Source organism: Guptibacillus hwajinpoensis (assembly GCF_020171785.1).
Lineage (GTDB): Bacteria > Bacillota > Bacilli > Bacillales > Guptibacillaceae > Guptibacillus > Guptibacillus sedimenti.
On sequence record NZ_JAIVAE010000009.1, the window covers coordinates 40,554 to 61,171 of the forward strand.

At 39.5% G+C, this 20,618-nt stretch carries 19 protein-coding genes and 1 other annotated feature (1 of these 20 only partly in view); of the genes, 13 read left to right on the forward strand and 6 right to left on the reverse strand.

Translation table 11 applies throughout. The annotated features are described in order from the left end of the window. Nucleotides 1-9: a binding site (T-box leader), on the forward strand; it begins 214 nt to the left of the window's first position. A gap of 75 nt (nucleotides 10-84) precedes the next feature. Continuing rightward, a complete protein-coding gene (tyrS, locus tag LCL91_RS13980; protein ID WP_224883287.1) occupies nucleotides 85-1,350 on the forward strand; it encodes a tyrosine--tRNA ligase in 1,266 nt (421 codons plus the stop codon). Between the two features lie 108 nt (nucleotides 1,351-1,458). On the opposite strand, the gene rpsD is transcribed toward tyrS, so the two are convergent. Continuing rightward, the gene (rpsD, locus tag LCL91_RS13985) at nucleotides 1,459-2,061 is read right to left on the reverse strand and encodes a 30S ribosomal protein S4 (RefSeq protein WP_136948553.1); all 603 of its coding nucleotides are present in this window, start codon (nucleotides 2,059-2,061) and stop codon (nucleotides 1,459-1,461) included. Nucleotides 2,062-2,406: 345 nt separating this feature from the next. Here rpsD and megL point away from each other — a divergent pair, with 345 nt between their 5' ends. After that, nucleotides 2,407-3,588 carry a methionine gamma-lyase gene (megL, locus tag LCL91_RS13990; protein ID WP_224883289.1) on the forward strand — a complete coding sequence of 394 codons (1,182 nt, stop codon included), beginning with the start codon at nucleotides 2,407-2,409 and terminating at the stop codon, nucleotides 3,586-3,588. An 80-nt stretch (nucleotides 3,589-3,668) separates the two neighbouring features. Here the strand turns inward: megL and LCL91_RS13995 are convergent, their stop codons facing one another. Beyond that, nucleotides 3,669-4,154, reverse strand: coding sequence for a GAF domain-containing protein (locus tag LCL91_RS13995; RefSeq protein WP_098444554.1), 486 nt, complete (start codon nucleotides 4,152-4,154; stop codon nucleotides 3,669-3,671). A gap of 150 nt (nucleotides 4,155-4,304) precedes the next feature. Between LCL91_RS13995 and refZ the strand changes: the two genes are divergently transcribed. Further along, nucleotides 4,305-4,958: a forespore capture DNA-binding protein RefZ gene (refZ, locus tag LCL91_RS14000; RefSeq protein ID WP_224883291.1), complete on the forward strand. Its 654-nt coding sequence runs from the start codon at nucleotides 4,305-4,307 to the stop codon at nucleotides 4,956-4,958. Here refZ and hisJ read toward each other — a convergent pair. After that, nucleotides 4,945-5,778, reverse strand: a complete 834-nt coding sequence (gene hisJ, locus LCL91_RS14005; protein ID WP_224883293.1) for a histidinol-phosphatase HisJ — start codon at nucleotides 5,776-5,778, stop codon at nucleotides 4,945-4,947. The genes refZ and hisJ overlap by 14 nt on opposite strands. 223 nt (nucleotides 5,779-6,001) lie before the next feature. Here hisJ and ezrA point away from each other — a divergent pair, with 223 nt between their 5' ends. Next, nucleotides 6,002-7,699 (forward strand): septation ring formation regulator EzrA, encoded by a 1,698-nt coding sequence (ezrA, locus tag LCL91_RS14010; RefSeq protein WP_224883297.1) that lies wholly within the window; start codon nucleotides 6,002-6,004, stop codon nucleotides 7,697-7,699. 113 nt (nucleotides 7,700-7,812) lie between these two features. Here ezrA and brnQ read toward each other — a convergent pair whose 3' ends face one another. Further along, nucleotides 7,813-9,132: a branched-chain amino acid transport system II carrier protein gene (gene brnQ / locus LCL91_RS14015; protein ID WP_224883299.1), complete on the reverse strand. Its 1,320-nt coding sequence runs from the start codon at nucleotides 9,130-9,132 to the stop codon at nucleotides 7,813-7,815. Between the two features lie 282 nt (nucleotides 9,133-9,414). On the opposite strand from brnQ, the gene LCL91_RS14020 reads away from it, so the two are divergent. The 4 genes from LCL91_RS14020 to mbcS all read left to right on the forward strand — a co-directional run bounded on the left by LCL91_RS14020 (nucleotide 9,415) and on the right by mbcS (nucleotide 13,782). Beyond that, on the forward strand, nucleotides 9,415-10,554 hold the full coding sequence (locus LCL91_RS14020; RefSeq protein ID WP_224883301.1) for a cysteine desulfurase family protein: 1,140 nt from the start codon (nucleotides 9,415-9,417) through the stop codon (nucleotides 10,552-10,554). Between the two features lie 5 nt (nucleotides 10,555-10,559). Next, the gene (gene thiI, locus LCL91_RS14025; RefSeq protein WP_224883303.1) at nucleotides 10,560-11,756 is read left to right on the forward strand and encodes a tRNA uracil 4-sulfurtransferase ThiI; all 1,197 of its coding nucleotides are present in this window, start codon (nucleotides 10,560-10,562) and stop codon (nucleotides 11,754-11,756) included. Nucleotides 11,757-11,845: 89 nt separating this feature from the next. Beyond that, complete coding sequence (locus LCL91_RS14030; RefSeq protein WP_224593098.1) at nucleotides 11,846-12,040, forward strand: alpha/beta-type small acid-soluble spore protein; 195 nt, start codon at nucleotides 11,846-11,848, stop codon at nucleotides 12,038-12,040. Between the two features lie 164 nt (nucleotides 12,041-12,204). Then, nucleotides 12,205-13,782 carry an acyl-CoA synthetase MbcS gene (mbcS, locus tag LCL91_RS14035; protein WP_224883306.1) on the forward strand — a complete coding sequence of 526 codons (1,578 nt, stop codon included), beginning with the start codon at nucleotides 12,205-12,207 and terminating at the stop codon, nucleotides 13,780-13,782. A 63-nt stretch (nucleotides 13,783-13,845) separates the two neighbouring features. On the opposite strand, the gene LCL91_RS14040 is transcribed toward mbcS, so the two are convergent. After that, complete coding sequence (locus LCL91_RS14040) at nucleotides 13,846-14,913, reverse strand: undecaprenyldiphospho-muramoylpentapeptide beta-N-acetylglucosaminyltransferase (protein WP_224883308.1); 1,068 nt, start codon at nucleotides 14,911-14,913, stop codon at nucleotides 13,846-13,848. 166 nt (nucleotides 14,914-15,079) lie between these two features. On the opposite strand from LCL91_RS14040, the gene LCL91_RS14045 reads away from it, so the two are divergent. Beyond that, a complete protein-coding gene (locus LCL91_RS14045) occupies nucleotides 15,080-16,672 on the forward strand; it encodes an amidohydrolase (protein ID WP_224883310.1) in 1,593 nt (530 codons plus the stop codon). A 59-nt stretch (nucleotides 16,673-16,731) separates the two neighbouring features. Here the strand turns inward: LCL91_RS14045 and LCL91_RS14050 are convergent, their stop codons facing one another. Next, nucleotides 16,732-17,529: an NAD kinase gene (locus LCL91_RS14050; protein WP_224883313.1), complete on the reverse strand. Its 798-nt coding sequence runs from the start codon at nucleotides 17,527-17,529 to the stop codon at nucleotides 16,732-16,734. Between the two features lie 283 nt (nucleotides 17,530-17,812). Between LCL91_RS14050 and sppA the strand changes: the two genes are divergently transcribed. From sppA to ytfJ, 4 genes are all read left to right on the forward strand, one after another. After that, the gene (gene sppA, locus LCL91_RS14055; protein ID WP_224883315.1) at nucleotides 17,813-18,808 is read left to right on the forward strand and encodes a signal peptide peptidase SppA; all 996 of its coding nucleotides are present in this window, start codon (nucleotides 17,813-17,815) and stop codon (nucleotides 18,806-18,808) included. 13 nt (nucleotides 18,809-18,821) lie between these two features. Then, entirely contained in the window at nucleotides 18,822-19,295 is a 474-nt protein-coding gene (locus LCL91_RS14060; protein WP_224883316.1) for an RDD family protein, read from the forward strand. Between the two features lie 98 nt (nucleotides 19,296-19,393). Beyond that, complete coding sequence (locus LCL91_RS14065) at nucleotides 19,394-19,993, forward strand: DUF2953 domain-containing protein (protein WP_224883317.1); 600 nt, start codon at nucleotides 19,394-19,396, stop codon at nucleotides 19,991-19,993. 28 nt (nucleotides 19,994-20,021) lie between these two features. Beyond that, a complete protein-coding gene (ytfJ, locus tag LCL91_RS14070) occupies nucleotides 20,022-20,567 on the forward strand; it encodes a GerW family sporulation protein (protein WP_224883318.1) in 546 nt (181 codons plus the stop codon). Nucleotides 20,568-20,618 lie beyond the last annotated feature (51 nt).

A 20,618-nucleotide genomic window follows, 5' to 3' on the forward strand; every position in this document is an offset into this window, starting at 1 on the left:
GTCCCTTTTTTAGGGATGGGTTTTTTTATGTTTTAAAAACTTTTAAACGGAAATACTACACGATTAACAAAGGGAGTCGATGACATGCACATTTTAGATGAATTAGAAGCAAGAGGCCTGTTAAATCAGGTGACCGATAGAGAAGGTCTTGAAAAAGAGTTGTCTAACAACCGAATTGCGCTTTATTCAGGATTTGATCCAACAGCTGATAGTCTTCATATTGGACATTTGTTGCCAGTCCTTGCGCTTCGTAGATTTCAGCTTGCAGGGCATACGCCGATTGCGCTTGTTGGTGGGGCAACCGGACTTATTGGGGACCCAAGTGGCCGTTCGAATGAGCGTACGTTAAATTCCGAAGATATTGTAAAAGAGTGGACCAATAAATTACAGGGGCAACTAGCGCGCTTTTTAGATTTTGGTACAGAAGCGAATGCTGCAAAAGCTGTAAATAACTTTGATTGGATCGGCGAATTGAATGTGATTCCATTTCTTCGCGATGTAGGAAAGAACTTTGGTTTAAACTACATGCTTGCGAAAGATTCGGTTACATCACGTCTCGAAGCTGGAATTTCTTTTACCGAGTTTACTTACATGATTCTTCAATCATATGACTTCCTTCAACTTTATCGTAAAGAAAATTGTCGCTTGCAAATTGGGGGTAGTGATCAGTGGGGAAATATCACGGCTGGTCTTGAATTAATTCGTAAAGAAGAAGGAAGCGAAGAATCGACGAAAGCATACGGTGCAACGTTTCCGCTTGTTACGAAAAGTGACGGCTCCAAGTTTGGTAAGTCAGAAGGTGGCGCAATCTGGTTAGATGCTGATAAAACATCTCCTTATGAATTCTATCAGTTCTGGATTAATACAGATGATCGCGATGTGGTAAAGTTCCTAAATTACTTTACATTCTTAAGTATCGAAGAGATTAAAGAAATTGAGTCGAAGCATTTAGAATCTCCAGAAAAAAGAGAAGCACACCGTACACTTGCTGAAAATGTAACAAAGCTCGTACATGGAGAAGAAAAGCTTCAGCAGGCGATCAATATTTCGCAAGCTCTTTTTAGTGGAGATATTAAGCAATTAACAGCTGAAGAAATCCGTTTAGGGTTTAAAGATGTGCCATCCTATCAAGTAGAAGATCAAGAAAAAGGATTAATTGACTTGCTTGTAGAAGCTGGAATTTCATCTTCTAAGCGTCAGGCAAGAGAAGATGTGAAGAATGGCGCCGTTTATATTAATGGCGAACGCTGTAAGGAAATAGACAAGGTGATTTCAGAAAGAGATCAAATTGAAAATCAATACGTGATTATTCGAAGAGGAAAAAAGAAATACTTCCTTCTCACCTATTAATTGTTAATAGAGAGATGCTCGATAGGAGCGTCTCTTTTTTGTATAAACCAATGTTGCTTTTGAACATAAAAAAAACCCCCGGAACAAATTCCGGGGAGTTGAAACAGCTTAACGAGAGTAGTACTCAACGATAAGAGCTTCAGTGATTTCAGCAGGAAGTTCAGAACGCTCAGGAAGACGAGAGAACGTACCTTCAAGCTTATCTGCATCGAAAGTAAGGTATTCTGGAACGAAGTTGTTTACTTCGATTGCTTCTTTGATGATGTCAAGGTTGTTAGACTTCTCACGAACGCTGATCACTTGACCAGTCGCTACGCGGTAAGAAGGAATATCAACGCGTTTGCCATCGACAGTGATGTGGCCGTGGTTAACTAGCTGACGAGCCTGACGGCGAGTGCGAGCTAGACCTAGACGATAAACAAGGTTATCAAGACGAGCTTCAAGAAGAATCATGAAGTTCTCACCGTGAACACCTTTCATTTTACCAGCATCATCGAAAAGACGACGGAATTGACGCTCAGTCATGCCGTACATGTGACGAAGCTTTTGCTTCTCTTGAAGCTGAAGTCCATATTCAGAAAGCTTTCTACGCTGGTTAGGTCCGTGTTGACCTGGAGCGTAAGGACGCTTTTCCAATTCTTTACCTGTACCACTTAGAGAAATACCAAGACGACGAGAAATTTTCCAACTTGGTCCTGTATAACGAGCCATAATTAGCTCCTCCTTTATACCATTATTATTGGTATAAAATAAAAACAGTGTCGTGATTCCGGTTTGCGCACATTGTGTTTTCACACGCCTTCACCTCGACAGCCGGAGGGTACGCGGCGTACCTATTAAAAGGAACACAATGAAATCGCAGCCCGTCACGCTGCTGCCCATTCTTATTTTACACAAATGCAATTGTAACTCTTTCGGATGGAGATGTCAACTATAGTAAGGATTAGACGGATAAGAAGATGTCAATGATCGATTGAAGAAGATAATTCCCTCTTCACCTTATAATTGAAAACGCTTACAATGGAAGTGTAATGTGTGATTTTATAACAGGGGGTTATGACTTTGGGAGAGCAACGTTTTGAGACAAAAACAATTCATGATGGATATGATTCTAAATCTCATCATAATAGTTTAGCATCACCGATCTATCAAACATCCACTTTTACATTTGAAACAGCAGAAGCTGGTGAAAGAAGGTTTGCTGGTGAAGAGCCTGGCTACATTTATTCAAGACTTGGAAATCCTACTGTTCGAATGTTGGAAGAGAGAATTGCTTCTCTTGAGAATGCGGAGGGTGGTTTAGCTTTTGGTTCAGGCATGGCAGCTGTTTCTGCTGTTCTTATGTATCTTGTAAAGTCGGGAGATCATATCCTTTGTTCTGAAGGAGTGTACGGGTGCACGTTTGGATTACTTAAAATGTTAGAAGAGAAGTTTGCGATCGAGCATGACTTGCTTCCACTTGATTCATTTGAAGAAATACAACAAGCTATTCGCCCAAATACAACGGTTATCTATATAGAGACGCCCATAAATCCAACATTGAAATTAATTGATCTTGAAATGATTTCTTCAGTAGCAAAGAAAAAAGGAATCACGGTTGTAGTAGATAATACATTTTCTACGCCTTATCTACAACGCCCTCTAGAATTTGGTTGTGATATTGTTTTGCACAGCGCTACGAAGTATATCGGAGGTCATGGGGATGTCGTGGCGGGACTGGTTGTAAGTGATAAGGAGACAATTACTGCCATTGCAAAGAGTACACAAAAAGATATCGGAGGAATTCTATCACCGTTTGATGCATGGTTACTCCTTCGGGGATTGAAGACTCTCCCAATTCGGATGGATCGTCACTGCTCAAATGCTCATAAAATCGTTCAAAAGTTAATCGAGCATCCATCAGTAACGAATGTGATGTATCCAGGAAGAGAGGAATCGCCCTCTTTTCTAATTGCACAAAAGCAAATGAAAAGCCCGGGAGGATTAATTAGCTTTGAAATAAATGGTGGTAAACTAGAAGCACAAAATTTTATGAATCGGCTAAGAATGATAAAAATTGCAGTTAGTCTTGGAGATGCTGAAACGCTTATTCAACATCCAGCGACGATGACACATGCAGTGGTTCCTGAAGAAGAGCGAAAACGGATGGGCATTAGTGAATCGCTTATTCGTCTTTCGATTGGACTTGAAGCATGGGAAGACATTTGGAGGGATATCGAACAAGCGCTTGAAAAATAAAAAAACCGTCCAATGGAGGTCTCCATTGGACGGTTTTTATCACTACTTAAAGTTCTTATAGATGAAGATTAAACTTGGTCTTAAAGGTAGTCTTGCAATGCTAGTGTGAATTTTTCTAAATACTCTTGGTCCACTTCATCAAAGCGTCCAACTTCTGGGCTGTCAATATCAAGAACGCCAAGAAGTGCCCCATTTGTAAAAATAGGCACTACAATTTCAGATTGAGACGCAGCGTCACAGGCAATATGTCCTGGGAACTCATGGACATTCTCAATTCTCATTGTTTTGCCTTCCTTGGATGCGGTGCCGCATACGCCTTTTCCATTCTGAATTCTGACACAAGCGGGTAGCCCCTGAAATGGACCGAGAACAAGTTGATCGGTTTCTTTTTCGTATAAATAAAAACCTACCCAGTTCACATCTGATAAAAACTGATTTAATAATGCAGAAGCATTTGCAAGGTTGGCTAGCTGATTCGTCTCGCCATCTAGCAGTGCTCTTAATTGTTTAATTACCATTTGATAGTCTTTTTCTCTTTTACCTGAATAGGATTCGACCTCAAACATGTCAAAACACCTCTTCCTTAACTCGAAATTATGATAATCATATCAAATCTTGTTGAGGAACACACATATTTTGTCGCACGATTATTAAAGGAATGGAGGACCAATTAACGAATGAGTTACTAAGAACGAACTAATTGGAGGTGGTTCCTAGTGAAACAGGAGCGAGATACAGGATCGAAGCGAAGTGTCATCCAGGCCGCCATTCAACTCTTTAACACCAAAGGATTCCACGGTACTTCAGTTCGTGATATTGCGAGTAAAGCAGAGGTGAACGTTGCGCTAATCTCTTATTACTTTAACGGTAAAAAAGGATTAGCTGAGTTTTTAATGACTTCTTTTCTTGAAGGATATGTAAAAGAGATTGAAGCTGCATATCAACAGCTTGAAGGGCACTCAGCAAAAACATGTCTTATTGAAGCAATTGAGCGTGTGATGGAATATCAGTATTTGAATAGACAGTTAGCTCGATTTGTTCACCGAGAGATCACATTCGATTCTGTTCTTGTTCGTGAAATTATGACCACTTATCTGGCGAAAGAAAAGTATTATTTCACTAGGATTTTAGAAGTGGGTTTTGCGAGAAAAGAGTTTCGCCCTCAACCCATTGATTATATTGTGATGCAAATGAAAGGGATGCTTTCGATGCCTTTTTTACACCCACAATATATTCTCGAAGTGCATCATATTCAACCGAATGAACGTTATTTTATTGAAAAATATAACAAGCAGTTATATCAGTGGATTCAGTTAACTGTTTGTAAAGAGAAGAAGTGGGGCGAGCGCCCGCTTGTTATGAATGGTTGATTCTATTTGGCTTTTGGAGCACATGAGTGATCAGCCGATCTGCTCCCTGACCAATCCCTTTTGCACTATGGGCATCTGAGCCATAGACGAGAGGGATTTCTCGTTTTAGCGCTTCTTTGACGACTTGATCGCTTGGATAGGGTTCTTCGCAAAGTGGTTTCACTGTACCAGCACCATTGTAATCAAGAGAATAGTTGTGATCTTTAATCGCAATAAGAATAGTAGCTATTTCGCTTTGAAAATCATTTTTAACTGGATATTTTTTCTGGAATTTATTTGCAAGTGTCATATGGCCAATACGAGTAGGCTTGTAAGTTCCTAATTCGGATTTAACGGACTTTAGCACAGTTTCATAATATTTTTTATGAACCATTTCAACCGAACCTAACGCTTGGATCAAGTCATTAAATGCTTCTGGGCTATAGTCCAAGCATGTATAGAAATCGCCGTGTTTAATAAAGTGGACGGAAAGAATGGCGTCATCTAGAAGTGGACCAACTGAATCAAGTAATTGTCTAGTTTCTTCCTCATAACCCTCAATATAATCAACTTCAAGTCCGCTATTAATTTCAATTACACCCTTATACTTTTCTTTCAGTTGTTGAATGGAATTAAAGTAACGATGAACGTCTCCCCATTTCATCCCGCTGTCTTTGTCTGGTACAGGATCAGTAAAGGTGTTAGGGAGGGGGGCGTGTTCTGTAAAAGTCATTCCTTTATAACCTGCTTGTATTGCTGCTTCTACGTACTCTTCAAATTGATCACTGGAGCCGTGTGGGCAAAAAGGAGAGTGGATGTGTCCATCATATGAAATATTCATTCTAAAGCACCTTCTTTCAAGTAATGAAAAAGTTTATAATATAATCAAGGATTTTAGCTGTCGAATATTGAATTTATTTAGTCAAAGAGGTAATTACATGGTATCATAAAAACATTAATGAATTTCCTACATATTTGTTTATAAAAGATCTATATCTGATGATTTAGCCTGCTTAATTAGCATGTATATATAAATTGATGATGTGGAAGAAGGGGTGCTTCCGTTGGAGTATATTGTCATTGCGATTATTTTACTGGTTGCCGTCATATTATATGGCACTTTTGCTAGAAGAAAAATATACAATGAGATCGATCGTCTAGAAGAATGGAAGATTGATATATTGAATAGACCTGTAACTGATGAGATCTCGAAAGTAAAGGGATTAACAATGTCAGGGCAAACGGAAGAGAAATTTGAGAAGTGGCGTGAAGAATGGGACGAAATTGTTGCCGTTAAACTTCCTAATCTAGAAGAACAGCTCATGGATACAGAAGAAGCTGCGGAGAAGTATCGCTTTCGAAAAGCGAACTCGACTCTCGTTGAAACGCGCGAACGGTTAGAGCAAATTGAAAAGCGAATTGAATTAATGTTGGAAGATATCAATGAACTTGTTTCAAGTGAAGAGCAAAACCGAACGGACATTATTTCTGTCCAAGAAGTGTTTAGGGAAGCTAAGCAACGGCTATTATCTCAGAACCGTTCGCTTGGAAAGGCTTATCCAACGCTTGATGCAGAGCTTGATGAGCTAAAGCAGAATCTTAAGCATTATGAACAGCTGACAGAAGAAGGGAATTACCTTGAGGCAAGAAGTGTACTTATGGAAATTCAAGAGCGGTTAGCAGCTGTTCAGGATAAAATTACTGTAACACCCGAATTAATCGCGTTAGTTCATACGCAAATACCTGCTCAATTGAAAGAGCTTGAAGATGGTACTTCTGCGATGGCATCTGAAGGTTATGTTCTGGATCATTTGGAAATTCAGGATCACATCGAACAGGTAGAATCAGACCTCGTACGTTTTGAATCTGCCATCGAGAAGACTGAAGTTCAAGAAATGAAAACTGAGATCGATTCGGTACGAAGAAGTATTGAAGGACTATATGACCAATTAGAAGCAGAGGTAGATGCAAGGCACCTCGTTACTGAAAAAGTAGAAGAGATTGAACATGAATTGTTCAAAACAAATTCTTATCTTCAGGATTTACAGGAAGAAACGAACGTTGTGCAACTAAGCTATCGGTTAGAAGAACAAGAACTAAACATGATAAAAGATATCGAACTGAAAATTTCAGATATGCATATTCGCTTTAATGCTGTTCGTGAAGCGGTAGATGGTAATCAACAAGCGTATACGAGTCTTGCTGAGTCAGTGTTTTCTCTAAAAGAAGACCTTGCAACGATTGGTCATGAAATGCAGATTCAAAAAGAAAACTTGCACATGCTTAGGCGAGATGAGCTTAAAGCACTTGATACAATTAAAGATCTGAAGCGGAAGTTAATCGAATCTAGAAGAATGATGAAATTAAGTAATTTACCAGGTATACCTGAGTCTTATCTTGATGGCTATGAACTAGCTGAAGACATTATTATCGAATTAAGTGAACGCCTTTCAGACGTACCGCTTGATATCTATCAAATTAATGAAGTGTTAGCTGACGCGGAACGTGCGGTTGAGCACAGCACGGAAATTACAAAGAAACTTGTCGATGACGCTATCTTAACAGAACGTTTGATCCAGTTTGGGAATCGTTATCGTGGGAAGCATCGAAGTGTGGATGAATTGCTACAAAAAGCAGAAGATCACTTTAGACAATATGAGTATGATGATGCCCTATCTACAGCTGAAGCTGCAATTGAAAAAGTAGATCCACAGGTGCTTCAAACTCTGAAAAATGATGTAAGAGAACCTGTTAAATCGTAGCTCTCCTTTCGAGGAGAGCTCTTTTTGTGGAAAGATCTCCCTTTTGGTTCATTTCAGTGAATGATCATTTAACAAAAGAGAAAGAACGCAGGCGGATAGCCTGCGTTCTTGAATTACGACGCTTGTTTAGTTGTTCTGGAGAGTAAGAGGCCAATCACAGCGCCTCCAATGGCTGGGATAATCCATCCTACGCCTTCGCTATAAAGCGGCAGTGTTTGCATGACACTCATACCCGGCAAAGTGATTCCCGCTCCTTCTAGAGCATTTGGCACGCTAATGAAGACTGTTAAGATAATCGCTCCCCTATAAACATAGTGGTGAATTGAAAAAGCATTATCAATAAACGTTAGAAAAATTAAAACAATAGCGATCGGATAAATGGCGATTAAAACTGGTAAAGTAAACGTAATAAGCTGTGTAAGACCTAGATTCGCAACGAATGTACTAAATAGTGTAACGACTAGAATAACGGTTTTGTAGGAAAGCTTTGGATATGTTTTAGAAAAATATTCTCCGCAGGCGGTTACGAGCCCTACAGATGTGGTTAAGCAGGCGAAGGTAATCGCAGCTCCAAGCAAAAGTGTTCCTAATGAGCCAAATAAGTAGCTAGCAATACTCGATAATATTGCTCCTCCGTTATTTGCGGATCCAACAAGGTTCGTGCTTGTTGCACCGATATACGCTAATGAAAGATAAATGGCCGTTAATCCAATCGCTGCAAGAATGCCCGCTTTTAGTACAGCAATTGAAACATTTTTGCGATCAGAGACACCTTTATCGTTGACAGCTTGTATCACAACGATTCCGAATACAAGGGCAGCAATTGCGTCCATTGTAAGATATCCTTCGATAAAGCCTTTAAAGAACACGCCGCTCCTATAATCAGGTGAAGGCGTAGATAAAGGTCCAGGAGGATTTGTAAATGCTCCAATAATAAGACTACCTAAAACTAAAATTAAAAGTGGGGTTAGTATTTTGCCGACTCGATCCACTAACCTTGTCGGGTTCAATGATAACCAGAATGTTAACCCGAAGAAAATAAGAGTATAGAGAAATAAAGGCAATCCATTTACGTTTGTAGAGTCATTTAGAAATGGCACAACGCCGATCTCGAAAGCTACAGTACCCGTGCGCGGTATTCCGAAGAATGGGCCGATTGCAAGGTAGAGAATGGCAGTGAAAATAAGTCCAAATAGCGGATGTACTTTCGATGCGATATCCCTTAAGCTTCCACCTGTTAATCCAATAGCAGTTACGCCAAGAAGTGGTAAGCCGACACCTGTAATAAGGAAGCCAGCTGTGGCGGTCCAAATGTTTTCACCTGCAGAGTTTCCAAGCGCTGGAGGAAAGATCATATTTCCGGCTCCTAAGAAGAGCGCAAATAGCATTAATCCGATCGTCAATGTGTCTTTATTCGATAATTTAAGTTTCATAATTGCCTCCTGAATCAACTGTTTAACATGTCCTAATTTTCGGACTTCATATTAACACAATTAATCGACGAATCATAACGTTTCTTTTAATGATTAATTATTCTGACTATTTTCCTTCTGTGCGCATATGGAATGAAACGACTTTGGTAATATCAACCATAGGTGAAAAGGTTTTAATCCGATTGTTCCTTCTCATCAAGATAGAATAGTTGATTTGGTAATTACATTAACCTATGGTAAGATTATTAGTTGGAAATAAAAGATGACTGAAGGTGTCATAATATGATTTATTTGGATAATAGTGCTACTACGAAGCCGTATAACGAAGCGCTCGATGCTTTTCGTACAGCGTCTGAAAAGTTTTTTGCAAATCCTTCTTCTCTTCACCGAAAAGGAGGAGAGGCTGAAAGGTTGCTTCGGCAAGCAAGGTCAAGCATTGCAGAGTTACTGCACGTTAAAATAAATGAAGTTATATTTACTTCAGGTGGAACAGAAAGTAATAATCTCGCTATCAAAGGAACAGCATTTCAGTACATGAACCAGGGGAAGCATCTGATAACTAGTTGCATTGAACATGCCTCTACCTTAGAAGCATTTCGACAACTTGAATTATTAGGATTTTCAGTAACCTATTTGTCAGTTGATCAAGATGGGAAGGTATCTTTAGATGAGCTAAAAAATGCACTCACTCCTGATACCATTCTTGTTTCCATTATGCATGTGAATAATGAACTGGGCTCAATTCAACCTATTAAAGAAATCGGACATCTGATTAAGCAGAAATCACGTGCTCTTTTTCATATTGATGATGTCCAGGGGATTGGAAAAGTACCACTTGATTTCAATGATGTTCAGGCCGATTTGGTTTCGTACTCAGCTCATAAATTTCACGGTCTTAAAGGAAATGGTTTATTAATTAAACGAGAGAAGATCACTTTGCTTCCCCTCCTCTCTGGTGGAGGACAGGAAAGGGAAATTCGCTCCGGTACGGAAAATGGCCCGGGAATTGTTGCGATGGCAAAGGCTCTCCGCTTGTATTTAAATAGAGCAAAAACACAAAAACGAATGCTCGAAACTTTAAGAACGCATGTGTTTGCAGAGCTATCAATAATCGAGGGAATTGAGCTAAATAGTTCAATGTCTGGTGCTCCACATATTGTGAATTTTTCAGTTCCTGGTATTAAACCTGAAGTATTAATTCATGCGCTCGAGGAAAAAGAAATTTATGTTTCTACGCGTTCCGCATGTTCATCAAAAACGGCTGAAATAAGCCATGTATTAGCGGCAATTGGTTTAACTACGATACGTGCAAGATCTGCTATTCGAATTAGTCTTTCTTTTGAAACGACTAAAGAGCAAATTGATATATTTCTAAACGAACTGCAAACTGAAGTACCAAAACTAAAACAAGTAATGAGGTAATAGCTATGTATGATCACATCATCCTTCGCTACGGTGAAATTTCTCTAAAAGGAAAAAACAGAAAAGGCTTTATTACATCTTTGAAAAAAAGAGTGAAGCAAGTATTGGCGGATTATCCGGCAATTGAAGTACATCAATCTTTTGATCGAATGATTGTGAAACTAAATGACGAGGACCCAGAACCAATTTTAATGAAACTTAAAACAATTTTTGGGATTCATTCTTTAAGTGTGGCTATAAAGACAGACCACGATATTGATTTGATTAAAGAAAAAGCCTTACAGCTAGTGAAAGATCAAATGGGCAACGAAAGTATGACGTTTAAGGTAACGGTTAGAAGGCCATTCAAACAGTTTCCGCACCGATCGCAGGATATGAACCGCGATATTGGAGGATATGTTTTAAGTAACACAGAGAAATTGACTGTTGATGTACACCATCCTGATATGGAATTGAAAGTAGAAGTGAAGCAAGATGGCGCTTATCTTAGCTGCAATAATTCCGAAGGCGCAGGTGGATTGCCAACTGTACAAGACAATAAAGTGATGCTAATGCTGTCTGGGGGCATTGATAGTCCTGTTGCAGGCTATCTTACTATGAAACGAGGCGTAAAAGTTGAAGCTGTTCATTTTCACAGTCCTCCTTTTACAAGTGAACGTTCGAGACAAAAAGTGGAGGATCTTGTAAAAGTTCTGTCCCGTTATGGTGGAGATATTCGCCTTCACATTGTTCCGTTTACAAATACGCAAAAAGCGATTCAAAAGGAAATGCCAGATAACTATAGCATGACGATTATGAGAAGAATGATGATGCGCATTACAGAAAAACTTGCTGAGAAAAATAATGCTTTGGCCATTGCAACAGGAGAAAGTCTTGGCCAGGTTGCGAGTCAAACAATTCAGAGTATGAATACGATTAACGAGGTAACAAACTACCCGGTATTAAGACCGCTTATTTCGATGGATAAAATTGAAATTATGAGAATTTCAAGAGCGATTGATTTGTATGACATCTCGATTCGCCCTTACGAAGACTGTTGTACGGTATTCTTGCCTGAAGCTCCAAAAACAAAGCCGAAACGTGAGCATGCGAATAAATTTGAACAATACTTGCCAATTGAGGAACTTGTTGAGGAAGCGGTAAATGGTGTTGAAACGATCCTCATTAAAGAAAAAGACGATTCTTTTGATGAATTGCTTTAGACTTCCAACATTTTACCCCAATGCCATAAGTTATTGAGAATAGCACCTTCTTGTCTATCACATGATATGGGCAAGGAGGTGAATAACTTATGGCAAACACAAACAAACTTGTGGTACCTGGTGTACAACAAGCTTTAGATCAAATGAAATATGAAATTGCTTCTGAATTTGGTGTAAATCTTGGACCTGACTCAACTTCACGTTCAAATGGTTCAGTTGGTGGCGAGATTACAAAACGTCTTGTACAGCAGTCTGAACAGCAGTTCGGAGGATACTCCAAATAATTGAATAAATTGGCTTGGAGGAAGATGCGTGTGCATCTTCCTCTTTTTTTAGTTGGTTCATCCTCAGTGAAGTTATAATTGTCGCTACCGTAATATGTGAATAGATTCAAAACTTTCTCATTTTTGTGTATAATATAACTATTACATAATAGAGGAGGCACACTATGCAAGACTTAATTGCACCAGATCATTATAATTTAACAAGCGAAATGGAGCGCTTTATTTCTAACGAAGACAAGGTTGCTTTAAAATGGCGAAGCGATCAAGGTCAAGAGCAAGAAATCACATATAAGCGTTTATTTGAAATGGCGAACCGCATTGCTGGCGCTTTAACAAATGAAGGGTTAGCACCCCAGGATCGCGTTCTTATTATGATGCCTAGACTAATTGATACATACGCTGTCTACATTGCCTGTTTAAAAGCAGGTCTTGTTGTTATTCCCTCCTCGGAAATGCTGCGAAAGAAGGATTTGGTTTATCGAATCAATCATTCAGAAGCGAAGGCGGTTATCTGTGAATCACAACTGACTGAAGCGTTTGCAGGTGTAGAGGCAGATGCACCCTCACTAAAATGGAAGTTTAGTGTAGGAGAGGAGAAGGAAGGCTGGATTTCCCTACTTCAAAAATCCGAAAATGAAAGCGCTTCTTTTGAAGGCGTGAAAACAATGCGTGATGATATGGCATTTCTTTCCTATACTTCAGGTACGACTGGAAACCCGAAAGGTGTGGTGCATAGCCATGGGTGGGCCTATGCTCACCTAAGAACATCTTCTTCCTCCTGGCTTGATATTCAGGAAGGTGATCAAGTATGGGCAACTGCAGGGCCTGGCTGGCAAAAGTGGATCTGGAGTCCATTTGTTGCTACATTAGGTAGTGGAGCTACAGGATTCTTATACAGCGGTAAATTTGATCCTGAAGCGTATTTAGGTTTTCTTTCTCAATATGATATTAATGTGCTATGTTGTACGCCAACAGAATACCGATTAATGGCCAAAGTGGATGGTTTGGATCGCTATCAGTTACCTGCTCTTCGAAGTGCAGTCTCAGCAGGAGAGCCACTTAACCGGGAAGTGATTGACACGTTCAGAAAGTATTTTAACATCGATGTAAGAGACGGCTATGGTCAAACGGAAAATACGTTGCTTGTTGGTATTTTAAAAGGAATGGAAGTAAAACCAGGATCGATGGGGAAACCAACCCCAGGCAACCAGGTAGAAATTATCAATGAAGAGGGAGAACCGGTTCAAATTGGGGAAGTTGGCGATATTGCCGTGCATAAAGATGTGCCAGCTCTCTTCAAAAAGTACTATCAAGATCAAGAGCGCACACAAATGGCATACAGAGGAGATTATTATTTAACAGGGGATAAAGCATCTAAAGATGAAGATGGCTATTTCTGGTTTGAGGGCAGAGGGGATGACATCATCATTAGTTCCGGCTATACGATTGGACCTTTTGAAGTAGAAGATGCTCTCGTGAAACATCCAGCCGTTCAAGAATGCGCTGTTGTGGCAAGTCCAGATGAAGTAAGAGGGAATATCGTCAAAGCTTACATTGTATTAAAAGATGCGAGTCAGGCAGGAGATGCGCTAACTCGAGAGCTTCAAGATCACGTGAAAGAGTTGACGGCTCCGTATAAATACCCTCGAAAAATTGAATTTATTGAAGAACTTCCAAAGACAACGTCCGGAAAGATAAGAAGAATTGAACTTCGTCAAAAAGAAACGCAGGGAGCTTCATAAAATAAGACATCAGATCTTATAGGTATATAAAAGAAGAGGACCATTTTTTTGGTCCTCTTCTTTTTAATTTGCGATGCTTTTAATCAATGACTCGATTTTATTCGCTTGATCTCCGGCATTATCTTGCTCCATTGCTTTTAAGTAAGTTGACCGTTTCTCATAAGTTTCGCGTACTAATCGTAAGAAAGAAGCGTCAGTTAAATCTTCTTCTAACAAAACGTTAGCATAGCCCGATTTTTGAAATGATTGAGCATTTAAGATTTGGTCACCTCTACTCGCTGCTCTCGATAGTGGAATGAGAAGCATTGGTTTCTTAAGCGCAAGAAATTCAAAAATTGAATTCGATCCAGCCCTAGAAACGATTAAGTCGGCCATTGCTAATAGATCAGGAAGTTCATCTGTTACATATTCAAATTGTTTGTAACCTTTCATTTGAAGTGACTCATCAACCTGCCCTTTACCTGTAAGGTGAAGGATATCGAAAGTTTGTAGCAACTGATCGAGCTGGTTACGAACCGATTCGTTGATCCGCTTTGCTCCTAGACTACCTCCCATAATAAGCATTACTGGTTTTGTGCCACTAAATTCAGCGAACGAGAGTCCTTTTGATCGGTTCCCGCTTTTTAATTCATCTCGGACAACCGCCCCAATGTATTCTGCTTTATTCTCAGGAAGATGTTTTACAGTTTCCGGAAAAGTGGTGCACACTTTTGAGGCGAAAGGAATCGCTACTTTGTTAGCAAGCCCAGGAGTTAAATCAGATTCATGAATAATGACAGGTACGCCATTCATTTTTCCTGCAATGACTACAGGGACAGAAACAAATCCACCTTTTGAGAAAATAACAGATGGTTTTTCTCGTTTAATGATGGAGAAAGCTTCTCCGACGCCTTTAATGACTTTAAAAGGATCTTTAAAGTTATTCCAGTCAAAGTATCTTCTTAACTTTCCGGTTGCAACGTGATGATACGTAACGCCTTTAACAGGTTCAATAAGCTGACGTTCAATCCCTTTTTCAGATCCGATATAATGGATATCCCAATCTTCTTCTAAGAAACGGGGGATAAGAGCTAAATTAACGGTAACGTGTCCGGCTGATCCACCGCCTGTAAATAAAATCTTCTTCTTCAACGTGATTTCCTCACCTTCAACAATTGTCTTGCACTTTCTTTTAGATATTCTTATTGTATCATGATTGAAAAATCAACCAAGAGTTTGAAGAAAAACCAGAAGATTCACAGTTTATAATAGGAATGATACAATAAGCTCACAAATCGCATAAAAGGGGAGAACATCAGTGGGAACGCTTTGGTTTGGTGGAAAGATCTATACGCTTGAACATGAAAAAGAAACAGTAGAAGCTGTTTATACAGAAAATGGCCGAATAAAAAAGGTCGGGTCTAAATCAGAACTTACCTCAATGTTCGGAAAAGAAATGACGGCACAGTATGATTTGAAAGGGAATGTGATGATTCCTGGATTTGTCGATAGTCATCTTCATATGATTGGGCACGGGGAAAAGCTTCTTCGCCTTGATTTATCGGAAGCTCTTTCTGCTGAAGAAATGAAACGTCTCCTTGAAAAAAAAGTAGATGAAATTGCCTCATTTGAGTGGGTGATTGGAGAAGGTTGGAATGAAAACAACTTTCAGGATCGAAAAATCTTTCATCGTGACGAATTGGATGAGATTGCGCCTAATCATCCGATGATGCTAACAAGAGTATGTCGACATGCAATTCTTGCTAACTCTATTGCGCTCGACCTTGCGGGGATTACGGATGATACGCCTGACCCTGAAGGTGGCGTGATTATGCGTGATAGTAACGGGAGAGCAACTGGATATTTACTTGACCGTGCACAGGAATTAGTTAAGAATGCGATGCCTGAGGCAAGCATCGAGTTTCTCGAAAAAGCGCTCTCGTGTTCAGTAGATGATCTTGTTGCACAAGGAGTGACAGGTGGTCATAGTGAAGATTTAAACTATTACGGTGGATTTACGCGTACGTACGAAACCTTTTTGAATGTGATCAATGGTCAGCGCAAATTCAGAGCGAATCTACTCGTTCATCACGGAGTTATCGAAGATATGCGAAAACAGGGGCTGGGCTTTGGCGATGGAACGAACTATGTTGAACTTGGTGCAATGAAGATCTTTGCTGATGGGGCGCTGGGAGGACGTACGGCATTGTTAAGCCATCCATACAATGATTCCCCTGACACATCAGGAGTTGCCATTCACAGCATTGAAGGGCTGACAGAACTTGTGAAGAAAGCGAGGTCGCATGACATGCCGGTGGCCATTCATGTCATTGGTGATCTAGCTCTTGAATATGCCATTGAAGCCATTGAACAGTACCCTGCTCCATTCGGGTTGAGAGATCGTCTAATTCATACGCAAGTAATGCGCGAAGATTTGTTAAAGCGATTAAAAGAACTTTCAGTTATTCTCGATATCCAGCCAAGATTTGTCGCTTCAGACTTTCCGTGGGTAATTGAACGTCTTGGAGAAGATAGAATGGGAATGTCCTTTGCGTGGAAAACCCTTCTTGAAAGTGGAGTTCCCATTGCAGGTGGATCAGATGCGCCAATTGAACCTGTCAATCCATTACTAGGTATTCATGCAGCTGTTACACGGAAACGACCTGAAGAATCTCATAGTGGGTATTATCCTGAACAAAAATTGTCGGTGTTTGAGAGTGTCTCTCTTTTTACAAAAGGTAGTGCGTTTGCTATTGGAAGAGAGCATGAGAGAGGTATGATTAAAGAGAACTTTGTTGCGGATTTTACAGTTTTAGATCGTGATATTTTTCACTGTGAGCCGGACCTTATACTTGAAACAAAACCGGTCATGACAGTTGTGGATGAAACGGTTGTGTATGAAAAAATCTAATTTGTCTTATTCACCTTTAAACCAATACAAAAGCGCCGCATAGTTTGCGGCGCTTTTCCTTAAAGAAAACTTCTTTGCACTTTATGCCAAAAAGAATTGTTCTTAAGCTTAACAGTTTTGATGCGTTTTTCTGGGATATGGATTTGAATTTCTTTAGCATGTTGTATGCTCATCGCTTCATTATCGATACCGATAACTGGATAGTCATTGCCATCTTGAATGACTTGAAGCGTAAGCGTTCTCTCATCACTTAATAAAAATGGAGAGCCAAGCGTCCGGTAATGATTATTGTTAAGTGATGCAAGTTCGCTTACTTGCATACAAGCAAGTTTAGGATCTACCACAGCACCATTAACGGATTTATTATATGCCGTACTTCCTGTTGGAGTGGAAACAATGAGGCCATCTCCCCGAAACGTTTCAAAGTGAAAATCTTCTACGTATACTTCCATAGCAAGTGTTTTAATAATTGATGATCGAATGGTGCATTCATTCAAGCAATAGAAAGAGGATTCGTTGTTTACCATTACTTCTATTGTCGGATAACGCCGTACTTCAATACCTTCTGATAAAATGTCATCCACCATATTTTGGATGTTGTCGATATGGAAATCACAATAAAACCCTAGCTCACCCGTAGAAATACCGACATAGAGACAATCTTCACGAAAGCCTGTTTTTCTAACCGCTTGAAGAAAAGCTCCGTCTCCCCCGATACTAGCGATAATGCTCGCCTCTTCAGGAGTTTCTACAATATGAAAATCATTTTTTTCTGCAAGTGCCTTCAAAGGTTCTACTTTTTCCAGGATTTCTTTTGTCTGCTTGTAGAAAAAAAACAAATTACGTCGATTTGGCATTTGAATTCCTCCTTGTCCAACTGTTAGTCCTTTTTACTTTAACACTCTCTCTTTTTAGAAAAAAGAAAAAATTGAATTTAATTCCCTTTAGAAGGCGTTAGAACGATTTTAAAATGGTGTGAGAAGAACAGTACTTATTCTATCCAATCGAATTGTACTAAATCTGTTTCCGTACATTTATGAAGTGCGCTTCCTTATTTTGTATGGTATTCTCAAAAATATGAAACCAATAACTTGGTCTCATCGTACATAAGATAGCATCAGGATATAGAGGAGGCTTACTATGAATGGAAAACGATGGATTGCATTAGGTATTACAGTAGTTCTCATCATCGTATCACTTGGTTTTAATTTTGTTTCAAGTCTTGCATTTGGCGGGTGGCAAGAAGAAATGAATACGACAGACCAATTTGCTGAGACAGTTATTGAAGAAGGGAGCAGCTCGAATAAAATCGCCGTTCTTAATGTGGAAGGTGTTATTCAAGATACAGGAACGAATACTAGCTTCCTACCGCAGGCAGGATACAACCACGATATATTTATGAAACGGTTAGAGCATGCTGCGGAAGATAAGAGCGTCAAAGGAATTATCTTAAGGCTGAATACGCCAGGCGGTGGTGTTGTAGAAAGTGAAGAGATTCACGATAAACTTTTGGAGATCAAAGAAAAAACGGATAAACCGATCTACGCTTCAATGGGAAGTATGACAGCTTCTGCAGGTTATTACATTTCTGCTCCGACAGATAAAATTGTAGCAAGTCCTTCTACAATTACAGGTTCAATTGGAGTAATCATGCAATCAATGAATTATGCAGAATTAGCTGAAAAAGTTGGTGTGAAGTGGGAGACGATTAAGAGCGGTCCTCATAAAGATATCATGTCACCGAGCCGAGAAATGACTGAAGAAGAGCGAGAGATTTTACAATCAATGATTGATAACTCATATGATCAGTTTGTTCGAGTCGTGAGTGAAGGTAGAGGAATAGATGAAAGTAAAGTCCGTGAACTTGCTGACGGTAGAATATACGATGGAAGACAAGCGAAAGAAGTAAACCTTGTAGATGATCTTGGTAATTTAGAAGATACAATTGAAGGAATGAAGAAAGATCTTGGGGATAACAAACTACAAGTTGTTCAATATAAGCAAAACCTTGGTTTTAATTCATTATTTGAAATGACAGCTGCAAAACTCATGGGGCCCGACAAAGATCTTTTAGGCATTCAGCAGCTTCTATCAACGCCGCAATCCCCTGAGTTAATGTATATATATTCTGAATAAGGAGGCAGGCAGAATGGAGGAAACAATGAGTATGACTGCCCCTCCCGCATCGGTAGACACAGAAGCGAGGCACGCACGTTATGCGGGCTTCTGGATGCGTTTTTGGGCATATTTAGTTGACGTTATTGTGGTAGCAAGTTTGAATGGCATTCTGATCACACCTCTAATCAGAGGATTTGACTTACCAGCAACAGAACCGGCCATTTTACCTTTACAGGCCATTCTAACAGGAATTGTTTATTATATGTATTTTATTTTAATGACAAAATTTTTGTCTCAGACACTTGGGAAAATGCTTTTCGGATTAAAGGTAGCGTCCCTTAATAAGACGAAGTTAACCTGGGGAACGGTTATTTTTAGAGAAGGTATTGGTCGATTTATAAGCAAGACGATTTTATTTGTAGGTTTTCTTGTCGTGGCCTTCACCAAAAAGAAACAGGGCATTCATGATTTGTTTGCTGAGACGACTGTTGTACATGAAAAATAAAATCTCCTATTGAATAAACCTGCCCATTTTGGGCAGGTTTATTTTATACTCTAATTTTTTTGGTCTCTTACAAAAAAATAAAAGGAGAGAGATGTTTAGTGATTATTGCGATCGCTGCTATTCTTTTACTCTTAATCATCACATCCTTACCTCTTATTATTTTTTCGACTGTAAGAGTAACGGTGATTATGGAACATTCTTCAACGGTGGAGGAACTTCAGATAGCTGTGAGAGCGCTTTTTGGACTTGTCGTCTATGAAACGACTATTCCCTTAATCGAGTTATTTGAAGAGGGGGAAGAAACTGTCAAAAAGAAGAAGAAAGAAAAAGGGCTTAAAGGGGAAACGAGGGAATTGGTTCAGGTATTAAAAAAAGCATTTCGTGCCAGGAAGTCGTTCTTATTTTTCTTGAAACGAGTACGTTTTAAAAATGTTCAATGGGAAACCAATTTCGGTGCGGGGAATGCTGCCAGTACAGCTGTCTTTGCTGAAATTGTAATGAACGCGAAGGTAGCAATTTTTACGCTTCTATCTCACTACTCAAACCTTCATACAATTCCTCAACTTATTGTCACGCCAATCTATGAAAATAAAACAATTCAAACATATATGAAATGCATGATTACGTTCAAACTGGGGCATGCTATGATCGCGGTAATTAAATTGATGAAGTCTCAGAAAAAGTTGCAGGAGGCTTAGCGGTTTAGTAAGTGAAGGAGGAAAACACATGTCTGAACATCCAATTGAAGGATTAATGCAAACGGCAATGGAAAATTTGAAAGATATGATTGATGTAAACACCATTATTGGTGATCCGGTCGAAACTCCAGATGGGAGTGTTATTTTGACGGTTTCAAAGGTTGGATTTGGATTTGCTGCTGGTGGTAGTGAATTCATGTTGAAACAACAGTCCAACCAGCAGGGCCAAAGTAAAGGGGAGCCATTTGGCGGCGGAAGTGGTGGAGGAGTTTCCATTACCCCTATTGCTTTTCTAATCGTCCGTGCAGGGGATATAAAAATGATTCATCTGGACAATACAACACATCTTTACGAGAGACTACTTGACCTTGCACCACAGGCTATTGAAAAGGTACAAAACATCCTTCAAAATATGAATCAGAACTCGAATGGAAATAAGCACCAAAAGAATCAACAAGGTCAACAAAGTCATCAGAACGGTTCAGGATCATCAAGACAAAGCTCTCAATCCAAACATCTCTTCCGAGGACAGCAAAGACATCAAGATGACAATAAGCAAGATCTCGATTTTTAAGCTACTTTATTATGAGGTAGCTTTTTTTTGTAGCTGCTGATTTCTTGAAAT

Excerpts from the sequence above, each read along its gene's own strand:
- tyrS (WP_224883287.1), top strand. The coding sequence starts at position 85 with ATGCACATTTTAGATGAATTAGAAGCAAGAGGCCTGTTAAATCAGGTG.
- rpsD (WP_136948553.1), bottom strand. The coding sequence starts at position 2,061 with ATGGCTCGTTATACAGGACCAAGTTGGAAAATTTCTCGTCGTCTTGGT.
- megL (WP_224883289.1), top strand. The coding sequence starts at position 2,407 with ATGACTTTGGGAGAGCAACGTTTTGAGACAAAAACAATTCATGATGGA.
- LCL91_RS13995 (WP_098444554.1), bottom strand. The coding sequence starts at position 4,154 with ATGTTTGAGGTCGAATCCTATTCAGGTAAAAGAGAAAAAGACTATCAA.
- hisJ (WP_224883293.1), bottom strand. The coding sequence starts at position 5,778 with ATGAATATTTCATATGATGGACACATCCACTCTCCTTTTTGCCCACAC.
- brnQ (WP_224883299.1), bottom strand. The coding sequence starts at position 9,132 with ATGAAACTTAAATTATCGAATAAAGACACATTGACGATCGGATTAATG.
- LCL91_RS14020 (WP_224883301.1), top strand. The coding sequence starts at position 9,415 with ATGATTTATTTGGATAATAGTGCTACTACGAAGCCGTATAACGAAGCG.
- thiI (WP_224883303.1), top strand. The coding sequence starts at position 10,560 with ATGTATGATCACATCATCCTTCGCTACGGTGAAATTTCTCTAAAAGGA.
- LCL91_RS14030 (WP_224593098.1), top strand. The coding sequence starts at position 11,846 with ATGGCAAACACAAACAAACTTGTGGTACCTGGTGTACAACAAGCTTTA.
- mbcS (WP_224883306.1), top strand. The coding sequence starts at position 12,205 with ATGCAAGACTTAATTGCACCAGATCATTATAATTTAACAAGCGAAATG.
- LCL91_RS14050 (WP_224883313.1), bottom strand. The coding sequence starts at position 17,529 with ATGCCAAATCGACGTAATTTGTTTTTTTTCTACAAGCAGACAAAAGAA.
- sppA (WP_224883315.1), top strand. The coding sequence starts at position 17,813 with ATGAATGGAAAACGATGGATTGCATTAGGTATTACAGTAGTTCTCATC.
- LCL91_RS14060 (WP_224883316.1), top strand. The coding sequence starts at position 18,822 with ATGGAGGAAACAATGAGTATGACTGCCCCTCCCGCATCGGTAGACACA.
- ytfJ (WP_224883318.1), top strand. The coding sequence starts at position 20,022 with ATGTCTGAACATCCAATTGAAGGATTAATGCAAACGGCAATGGAAAAT.